Here is a 9,765-nt window from a genome sequence, read left to right as displayed (position 1 = left end):
TTTTTGATTCGTCCTTATTTTTAATGATATAATATTATAAAAAATTGGAGTTATATTATTATGAAAAGACCTTTTATTAATATTTTAATTCCTTTTGTAATAGGAATAATATTTTTTTATTATATTGAATTAAATATTTTAATTATAATATTGAGTTTTTTTATTATACTTGGATTTACTTTATTAATAAATAATAAGAAAATTAGAAATATATTTTTTTATATGGTGATTTTTAATTTTGCAGGACTTTTATTATACAATAATTTGAATTTTAGTGAAATGAATGATTATTATGATGAAAATGTTGAATTAGAGGTAATAATAAAAGATAGAATAAGTGAAAAGGAATATTATACATCTTATAATGGAGAGATTAATAAAGTTTTTGATAAAAGTGGTACTATAAAAATGTCGGAAAAAACAATTGTAAAATTAAAAGATAATGTAAGAATAGATTATGGTACCACAGTTCGTGGACAAGCTTATATTGAACAACCTGAAGTTAATACTAATCCTAGATTATTTAATTATTCTAGATATCTTAAAACCAGAAATATCTATTCAATAATTGAATTTGAAAAAGGAAGTTATAAATCTATTGGTAAAATTTCACTAAGTATATTAGAGGTTGTTAAATTAAATGTAAAAGAATATTTAGATGTTTTTTTAGAATCCTCTTTGGAAGAAAAGAATATTGGAATTATTAAGGGTATATTATTAGGGGATGATACTTTACTAAAAGAAGATAATCTTGATGAGTATAGACAATTAGGTATTGCTCATATATTAGCTGTTTCTGGACTTCATATTGGTATAATAACAGGGTTTTTATTATTTATATTTAGAAAACTAAATATACATTATAGAGTTTCTGCATTAATTACTGTTTTATTTGTATTTATTTATGGATATATTGTTGGTTATCCTCCTTCTATACTTAGAGCTAGTATGATACTTAGTTTTTTGATGCTTTCTAGGGTAATATATAGAAGACCTGATTATGTAAATATTTTAGCTTTTGTGGCATTAATATTATTAATATATAGACCGTTATGGATTTTTGATGTAGGCTTTCAATTATCTTTTATATGTACATTATCTATTATAGTATTGACTCCTAAAATAAATAATGCTATCTTTACTGATGTAAGATTTGGGAAATTTATATCACCTTTATTAGCAGTTCAGATAGGGATAGCCCCTATATTAATCTATAATTTCAATTATATTACAGTTACTTCATTAATAGCTAATTTAATATTAATTCCAATATTGTCGTATTTACTTATTTTAGTTATATTTTTAATAGGATTATCTATTTTTTCCTTTAATGGAGCTATAATATTGATGGGATTGATAAATAAAACTCTTACGTATTTTTCTTATATAGCTAATTTAGTGCATAAATATTTAAATATAGTATTCTATTTACCTTCTATATCAATTATAAATATAGTAATTTATTATTTTATTATTTATGTAATAGTAAATAGTAAAGAATTAAGAAGAATAAAATTTAAATATAAAATAACTTTTTTAAAAACATTTATATTCTTAGTAATATTGAATGAAATTATTTTGAATCAATCAAAATGGAATGTGAATTTCATTGATGTAGGACAAGGAGATAGTGCATTAGTAGAGATAAAAAGTAAATGTTTTTTTATAGATACTGGAGGCACGACTTTTGGAGACTATGATGTAGGTGAGAATATATTGATTCCTTATTTGTTAAAAAAAGGAATCAATGAAATAGATGGAGTATTTATTAGTCATTTTCATGATGATCATGTAAAAGGACTTATTTCAATATTAAAAGATTCTAAGATTAAGGTAAATAATATATTTTTTAATCCTAATAATGAAAGAAATAATTTGTATAAAGAGATAGTTTATTTAGCAAAAAGAAAAGGTGTGAACATAATTTCCGTTCATAATAAAGATAAATTGAAAATATATGATATTGCTGAATTTAGCTTTTATGTTCCACAACAAACTGATTTTAATCAAGAGAATAATAATTCCCTTATAATTTCTCTAAAATTAGATAATAATAGGATTCTATTTATGGGAGATGCAGAAAAAGAATTAGAAGATGAATATATCAAATATAATGATGAAAAATTTGATATAGTTAAATTAGGACATCATGGTAGTAATACATCAACTACTGATGAGTTTATAGATCATATAGAACCTGATAGAGCAATTATAAGTGTTGGTAAAAACACATTTGGTCATCCACATGATGAAACATTAAATAAACTGTATGATAGGAATATAAGTTTATATAGAACTGATGAAGAGGGATGTATTTCTGTTGTAGATAAATTTGATAGTTATGAAATTAATACATATAATAACATAGAAAATCAGTATTTAATATATGATTTATTCTTTTTTATAATATTTAGTGTTACATTATATATGGATATTCGATATTTAAAAATAGTAGAAAGTAAAAAGGAGAAAATTCATGACATATAAACAACTTTTATTAGATATAAAAAATAATCAATTAAAAAATGTATATTTATTTTTTGGTGAGGAAACATTTTTGATAGATTTCTGTGTGGATGAAATTAAAGAAAAATATATATCACCTACTTTAGAAACATTGAATTTTATAAATATTGATGCTAGGGAATCAAGAGTTTCTGATATAGTTAATGCATCTGAGACTTTACCTTTTATGGCAGATAAAAAGATAGTTATTGTTAATGAGCCTTCATTTTTTAAATCTCAAGGTAAAAGTGAAGATTTAGAAGAGTTGATTAACTATATAGAAAAACCTAGTAAAACTACTAGTTTAATATTTATTCTAAAAACAGAATCTATAGATAAAAGAAAGAAAATAGTTAAGAAGATAAAGGAAAATAAAGGATTAATAGAATTTTCTAAGATAAAAGGTATAGACTTAAATAAATGGATAATAAAGCAATTTAAAAATGAGAATAAAAATATTAAGGAAAAGGAAATAAATGATTTTATAGATATTTCGGGATATCTGGATCAAAATAGTGATAAAACTTTATATGATTTAAAAAATGAAATCATAAAGGTATCTAATTATTTAGGAGATAGAAATAATGTTGAGATTAAGGATATTGAAGATGTACTAATTAAATCATTACATAGTAATATATTTGCTTTAGTAGATAGTATAGGAGAAATGGATTATAGCAAGGCATTATCAATATTTAATAGGATGTCTTTGAACAATGAGCCACATCAATTAATCATTCATATGATAATTAGACAAATTAGATTACTATATATGGCTAAATTACTTCAACAAAAGGGATATAGTATAAAAAATATTTCAAAGAAAATGAAAATAAGAGATTTTGTAACAAGAAAGTTAATTAGTCAGGGTAATAATTTTGATATAAAAGAGTTAAGAAACGGATTAAATGAATGTTTAATTACAGACAAAAATATAAAGACAGGGAAGATAGATAGTGGCATAGCTATAGAATTGCTAATAATGAATTTTAGAAATAATAGATAATATAAAAACTTCGGGTCATCCCGAAGTTTAATAATTATATTGCCGTGTTAATTTTTTTAGCAAGTTTACTTACTTTTCTTCTTGCAGAATTTTTACTTACAGTACCTTTAATTGCAGCTCTATCAAGCTTTCTTTCAATTGTTTTGAATATTTCTTTTGCTTCATCTATATTATTATTATCTAAAGCATTTTCAAAGTTTTTAATGTAAGTTTTTATTTGTGATTTTCTTTTTTTATTTACTAGTGTTTTATTTTCGATAACCTTAATCCTTTTCTTAGCTGATTTAATATTAGCCATCAGGTTTTCACCCCCTTTAAATACGTTAACAAGAGCTATTCTACCATAAAGAATAGATAATTACAAGAGAAATATATCTAATGTTTAATTATATTAATATGTTAGCCAAAAAAATAATTTATTAATCCTTAATTAGAATATTTATATTGATATATAGTAATTATAAATATAAATGAATATAAATTACAAATTGGAGGTAATTAAATGTTTCAATTAAGAACAGATTTGGCTGTAGAAGCACGAGAAATATATAATGAGGGAAAAGAAAAAGAGGTTTCTGGTGTAGAAGTTGAGAAAGAAGAAGACAAGGATTATATAGTTACAAGAATAAAAATATTAGATGAATCAGGTCAACAAAAATTAAATAAGAAAATTGGTAGTTACATTACTATAGAATCTCCAGCTTTAAAAAAAGCCGATCAAGATTTAAAGGATAATATCAGTAAATTATTGGCTAAAGAATTAAAAGTTATGATAGAGCCAATGAAACATAATAAAGTTTTAATTGTAGGATTAGGAAACAGAAATGTAACACCAGATGCATTAGGACCTAAAGTTGTAGAGAAGGTATTAGTTACTAGACATTTTTTTCAGGATTATAATAAAGATCAAGATGAATCTATGGCAAATGTATCAGCAGTTTCTCCTGGAGTCATGGGACTTACAGGGATAGAAACAGGAGAAATTATTAAAGGAATAATAGAAAAAACTAATCCAGATATAGTTATTGCTATTGATGCATTAGCTTCAAGAAATATGAAACATATTAGTTCAACTATACAAATTTCTAATACTGGAATAAGTCCTGGTTCAGGAGTAGGGAATAAGAGGAAGCCTATTAATTCAGAATATTTAGGTGTACCAGTTATAGCAATAGGAATTCCTACAGTTGTAGATGCAGCTACATTAATAAATGATACAATAGGATTAATAATAGGAGAAATGAAAAATCATACTAAAGAAGGTCAAGAGTTTTATTCATTATTAGAGGATTTAAGCTCTAGAGATAAATATAATTTGATTAAAGAAGTACTTACTCCATATATGGATAATGTCATGGTAACACCTAAGGAAGTAGATGATTTAATTAATGATTTAAGTCAAGTAGTTTCTAATGGAATTAATATTTCGGTACATCCAGGAATAGATTTAAAGGATGTTAATAGATATTTAAATTAAACCCTTAAGTGGGTTTTTTTATTGTGCGGAAAAGTTTATTGGATTAGAAGATAAAATCATAATACATAAAACATATGAATATATTTAATATAATGAAAAATTATTAATAGACACTTAGGAGGAGTGAAAGAATGAGAGTATACTATATAAAAGATAGAAGTATAATATATATACTAATAGCTATATTTTGTTTGATTCTTATATTTTTCGGAGTTAAAATAATTAGTAATTTGAAATATGATCAATCTTCACAGAAAACATTAGATGTTGTAGAAGTATTTAATGAAAATAGTCAAAAAGCAGAAGATGTGGATAAAGATGATAACATAGATAAAGATGATAACATAGATAAAGATGATGTGAATGATTCAGGTTTCTTAGTGAAGATTCTTAGCAATTCCAATGTATTTATAAAAAGTATATATGACGAAAAATATAATAATAAAAATATATTAACAAAAATAAAAGAAGTACTTACAAAAGACATTAAAATTGAACAAAAATTATTGAAAAGTCAATTACCGGCTATAATAAGTACTGCCGATTTAGATGAGATTGAATTAGGCAATAATGGGAACTATGTTAATCGGGGAAGTATTGCTAAAGATAATTCAAAGGAAGACTTAGAAATAGAAAGCGATTATTCACCCTTAGGAGATGTGTCATTTATTGATGGCGAAGATGATGAGGTCATTCCTACTAGTAGTAAAGGTATATCTAAAGAAGAAGCATTGGAAGCTATAAAAGGGATAGAAAAACCTAAAAATTTTGATATAGCGTCTAATAATAGTCCTTATGTGATGATTTATCATACACATGCTACAGAGGCATATTTACCTAAGGCAAAAGTAGATTATAGGACCAAAGATAAAGAATACAATGTTATAGCTGTAGGAAATATAATGGATGAAGAATTGAAAAAAAGAGGGCATAGTGTATCTCATATTGAGACTCTTCATGATTATCCAAGTTATAATGAGTCTTATAGTAGATCATTAGCTACAATTAAAGAAGAAACTAATAAAAATAAAAACCTAAAGGTGCTTATTGATATTCATAGAGATGGAGTTACTCCAAATACATCTTACTATGACAAAATAAAAAAGCAAAGTGTAATTGAAATAGATGGAGAAAAAGTTGGAACTTTTAGATTTGTAATAGGGAATGATACTCCAAATAAAAATCAAATACTTTTGTTCTCTAACTATATAAAAGATATATCGGACATGATGTATCCAGGATTATGTCTTGAGCCAATAATAAAGCCTTATGGTAAATATAATCAATATTTAAGTGATTATACATTGCTAATGGAGGTAGGAAGTAATATAAATAATATAGAAGATACTAAAAGAACTGCTAAATATGTAGCTGAAATTCTTGATGTAGCATTAAAGGGTATTATTAATTAATACCCTTCTTTTTTTTATTTAATAATGCTATAATATAAGATATTGGTAACTGGAGGTGTTGGCTTATGAAAGCTAAAAGTAAAAGTATGAAAAAGGAAGCTATCGAATGGATAAAAAGTATTGCTTTAGCTGTAATTATTGCAATAATTATAAAAACCTTTATATTTGATACAACTTATGTTATAGGTTATTCTATGTATCCTACATTATATGAAAAAGATAGATTATTTACAAATAAGATAACTTATTTATTAGATGCTCCAGAAAGAGGAGACATTGTGGTTTTAGATGCTCCAGATGATCCAAATAAAGACTATATTAAAAGAGTGATAGGTTTAGCGGGAGATATAATAGAAATAAAAGAAGGTTCTGTTTATGTAAATGGTGATAAAATTAAAGAGGAATATATTGATGATGGAATTTCTACGTTAAATGAATTAAAGATAGAAGTGCCTGAAAATGAAGTATTCTTATTAGGGGATAATAGAGAAGAAGGAGCTAGCAAAGATAGTAGATACTTTGGAACCGTAGATATTGATAGTATACATGGTAAAGCTTTTTTTAGATATTTTCCTTTTGATGATAGATTTGGAACATTAAATTAGATGTATAATTATTATAATCTATGTCCATAATAGCAAAGGGTGATTATTGTGGAAAGTAGATTAGAAAGATACTTGAAAGAAAAAGAATTTAAGAAAAAAAGAAGAAGAAAAGTTTTTTTTATATTAGTTTTAATTGGTATTCTTTTTATTAGTATTTTAGTAGTAGATGGTACTTTATCTAATTATTTAGAGTTGTCAGATATTAATGTGTTTAATTATGAATTAGAAGAATCTACTTATAAAATTGAGCTTTTCGGACACGAGTACAAAATTAAACAAGATTTAATTAATAAAATTTTTAATGGAATTAAAAATCCAATTTTAAGGATAAAAAATTACGTTCCTGATATTATCAAATAAATTTCTTTTTAAGCGGACATTTTGTCCGTATTTTTATTGATAAAATTATTGATAGAATATCATATATATTTACTTAAGTAAATATATATGATATTCTACATTGTAGATGACAGTAATATTAAACATTTTCTAGATTTAAGGAGGAACAGAATGGATATAAAAGAAAGAAGATCTAGAGTAAGAAATTTTTCTATAATTGCACATATAGATCATGGAAAATCCACATTAGCAGATAGATTGATTCAAAGTACTGGATTAGTAACTGAAAGAGAAATGCAGGAACAACTTTTAGATAATATGGATTTGGAAAGAGAAAGAGGTATTACAATAAAGCTTCAAACAACTCGTTTAGTATATAAATCAAAGGACGGGAAAGAGTATATTTTAAATCTTATAGATACTCCAGGACATGTAGATTTTAATTATGAAGTTTCTAGAAGTCTTGCAGCTTGTGAAGGAGCTATTTTAGTTGTTGATGCTGCACAAGGAGTAGAAGCACAAACATTAGCTAATGTATATCTAGCATTAGAGCAAGATTTAGAAATACTTCCAGTTATAAATAAGATTGATTTGCCAAGTGCTAGACCAGATGAAATAAAAAAGGAAATAGAAGATGTTATAGGGTTAGATTGTTCTGATATTCCAATGATTTCTGCAAAAGATGGGATAAATATCGAAGATGTATTGGAAGATATAGTAGATAAAGTTCCTGCTCCAGAAGGAGATAATGAAAATCCCTTGAAGGCACTTATTTTTGATTCTTATTATGATACTTATAAAGGTGTTATTGCCGATGTTAGAGTTATGGATGGACATATTAAAAAAGGCATGGAAATAGAGATGATGGCAACCGGTAAGAAATTTGAAGTAACAGAAGTAGGCATATTTTCTCCTAGCATGATATCTACAGACCAGTTAAATGCAGGAGATGTTGGTTATATATCTGCAAGTATAAAAAATGTTAAAGATGCAAGAGTAGGAGATACTATAACTCAGGTAGATAATAGAGCAGATAATCCATTACCAGGATACAAAAAAGTAACTCCTATGGTGTATTGTGGTATTTATCCAGCTGAAGGAGAAGACTATAATAATGTTAGAGATGCATTAGAAAAATTACAAGTAAATGATGCTGCACTTATATTTGAAGCTGAGACATCAGTAGCTTTAGGATTTGGTTTTAGATGTGGTTTTTTAGGATTGCTTCATTTAGAAATAATTCAAGAAAGATTAGAAAGAGAATTTGATTTAAATATTGTTACAACTGCTCCTAGTGTTATATATAAAATAAAGAAAACTAATGGAGAAGTTATTGAAATTCAAAATCCTACAAATATGCCTGATACGCAAGAAATAGAATATATGGAAGAACCAATAGTAGAAGCATCTATTATGACTCCAACCGACTTTGTAGGACCTGTTATGGAATTATGTCAAAATAGAAGAGCAGAATTTAAAAACATGGAGTATATGGAAGAAACCAGAGTTGTTATGCATTATGATATGCCTCTTAATGAAGTTATATATGATTTTTTTGATGCATTAAAATCAAAAACTAAAGGATATGCTTCATTAGACTACGAGTTAAAAGGGTATAAAGAATCTGATTTAGTAAAATTAGATATATTAATCAATAAGGAATTAGTAGATGCGTTTTCTATAATTGCACATAGAGATAAAGCTTATGAAAGAGGTAGAATGATAGCTGAAAAACTTAAAGATATTATTCCTAGACATATGTTTGCAGTACCAATACAAGCAACTATTGGAAATAAAGTAATTGCTAGAGAAACTATTAGAGCTTTAAGAAAAGATGTTTTGTCTAAATGTTATGGTGGAGATATAAGTAGAAAGAAAAAGTTATTAGCAAAACAAAAAGAGGGTAAGAAAAGAATGAGACAGGTTGGGAATGTAGAAGTACCACAAGATGCATTTCTTGCAGTACTTAAATTTGAAGATAAATAAATGCACACATATGTGTGCATTTTATGATTAGGAGGTTATAGATGAATAGTGCAGCGTTATATATTCATATACCATTTTGTATTAGGAAATGTAACTATTGTGACTTTACATCCTTTAAATATAATGAGGAAAATGTTGAAGAATATATAGCATTACTTTTAAAAGAGATAGATATGTATTCAGAAAAAGTTAAAGATTACAAATTTAGAACTATCTTTTTTGGAGGAGGTAACTAACAGTTACAAGTAACCTATAAATACTTATAAAAAATTTATAGATTATTAAAATGTTGACAGCCTCCCATGTTCATAAAGAGCATGGAGTGATACTAAAGTATCCAAAATCCTTTGAATTGCTGGAAACTCGTAAAGTTATCTAAACTACAACGTAACTAGAAATAGTAAGCGTGAAAGTGGCGAAAGCAGAAAAAATTAG

Annotated in this window: 9 protein-coding genes; 8 read left to right on the top strand and 1 reads right to left on the bottom strand. The window is 25.7% G+C overall.

The window, feature by feature from the left end; translation table 11 throughout:
* Positions 1-60 precede the first annotated feature (60 nt).
* Entirely contained in the window at positions 61-2,487 is a 2,427-nt protein-coding gene (locus tag GOQ29_RS02935) for a DNA internalization-related competence protein ComEC/Rec2 (protein ID WP_203371139.1), read from the top strand.
* The gene (holA, locus tag GOQ29_RS02930; RefSeq protein WP_203371138.1) at positions 2,477-3,511 is read left to right on the top strand and encodes a DNA polymerase III subunit delta; all 1,035 of its coding nucleotides are present in this window, start codon (positions 2,477-2,479) and stop codon (positions 3,509-3,511) included. The genes GOQ29_RS02935 and holA overlap by 11 nt, the downstream gene beginning before the upstream one ends.
* A 34-nt stretch (positions 3,512-3,545) precedes the next feature.
* Here the strand turns inward: holA and rpsT are convergent, their stop codons facing one another.
* A complete protein-coding gene (rpsT, locus tag GOQ29_RS02925) occupies positions 3,546-3,809 on the bottom strand; it encodes a 30S ribosomal protein S20 (RefSeq protein WP_203371137.1) in 264 nt (87 codons plus the stop codon).
* 204 nt (positions 3,810-4,013) lie between these two features.
* On the opposite strand from rpsT, the gene gpr reads away from it, so the two are divergent.
* The 6 genes from gpr to GOQ29_RS02895 all read left to right on the top strand — a co-directional run bounded on the left by gpr (position 4,014) and on the right by GOQ29_RS02895 (position 9,566).
* Positions 4,014-4,988, top strand: a complete 975-nt coding sequence (gene gpr, locus GOQ29_RS02920) for a GPR endopeptidase (RefSeq protein ID WP_203371136.1) — start codon at positions 4,014-4,016, stop codon at positions 4,986-4,988.
* Between the two features lie 131 nt (positions 4,989-5,119).
* A complete protein-coding gene (spoIIP, locus tag GOQ29_RS02915) occupies positions 5,120-6,400 on the top strand; it encodes a stage II sporulation protein P (RefSeq protein WP_203371135.1) in 1,281 nt (426 codons plus the stop codon).
* A gap of 65 nt (positions 6,401-6,465) precedes the next feature.
* Positions 6,466-7,005: a signal peptidase I gene (lepB, locus tag GOQ29_RS02910; protein ID WP_252187495.1), complete on the top strand. Its 540-nt coding sequence runs from the start codon at positions 6,466-6,468 to the stop codon at positions 7,003-7,005.
* A 48-nt stretch (positions 7,006-7,053) separates the two neighbouring features.
* Positions 7,054-7,365 (top strand): hypothetical protein, encoded by a 312-nt coding sequence (locus GOQ29_RS02905; protein WP_203371134.1) that lies wholly within the window; start codon positions 7,054-7,056, stop codon positions 7,363-7,365.
* Between the two features lie 150 nt (positions 7,366-7,515).
* Positions 7,516-9,330: a translation elongation factor 4 gene (lepA, locus tag GOQ29_RS02900; protein WP_203371133.1), complete on the top strand. Its 1,815-nt coding sequence runs from the start codon at positions 7,516-7,518 to the stop codon at positions 9,328-9,330.
* Positions 9,331-9,371: 41 nt separating this feature from the next.
* The gene (locus GOQ29_RS02895) at positions 9,372-9,566 is read left to right on the top strand and encodes a radical SAM protein (protein ID WP_203371132.1); all 195 of its coding nucleotides are present in this window, start codon (positions 9,372-9,374) and stop codon (positions 9,564-9,566) included.
* Positions 9,567-9,765 lie beyond the last annotated feature (199 nt).

The organism is Anaeromonas gelatinilytica (genome assembly GCF_016820635.1).
Lineage (GTDB): Bacteria > Bacillota > Clostridia > Tissierellales > SIT17 > Anaeromonas > Anaeromonas gelatinilytica.
Note: the sequence above shows the minus strand (reverse complement) of the source record. Positions and strands in the feature narration are given on the sequence as shown.

What these genes read in the sequence shown, in the direction of transcription:
- GOQ29_RS02935 (WP_203371139.1), top strand. Translation starts at nt 61, where the DNA reads ATGAAAAGACCTTTTATTAATATTTTAATTCCTTTTGTAATAGGAATA.
- holA (WP_203371138.1), top strand. Translation starts at nt 2,477, where the DNA reads ATGACATATAAACAACTTTTATTAGATATAAAAAATAATCAATTAAAA.
- rpsT (WP_203371137.1), bottom strand. Translation starts at nt 3,809, where the DNA reads ATGGCTAATATTAAATCAGCTAAGAAAAGGATTAAGGTTATCGAAAAT.
- gpr (WP_203371136.1), top strand. Translation starts at nt 4,014, where the DNA reads ATGTTTCAATTAAGAACAGATTTGGCTGTAGAAGCACGAGAAATATAT.
- spoIIP (WP_203371135.1), top strand. Translation starts at nt 5,120, where the DNA reads ATGAGAGTATACTATATAAAAGATAGAAGTATAATATATATACTAATA.
- lepB (WP_252187495.1), top strand. Translation starts at nt 6,466, where the DNA reads ATGAAAGCTAAAAGTAAAAGTATGAAAAAGGAAGCTATCGAATGGATA.
- lepA (WP_203371133.1), top strand. Translation starts at nt 7,516, where the DNA reads ATGGATATAAAAGAAAGAAGATCTAGAGTAAGAAATTTTTCTATAATT.
- GOQ29_RS02895 (WP_203371132.1), top strand. Translation starts at nt 9,372, where the DNA reads ATGAATAGTGCAGCGTTATATATTCATATACCATTTTGTATTAGGAAA.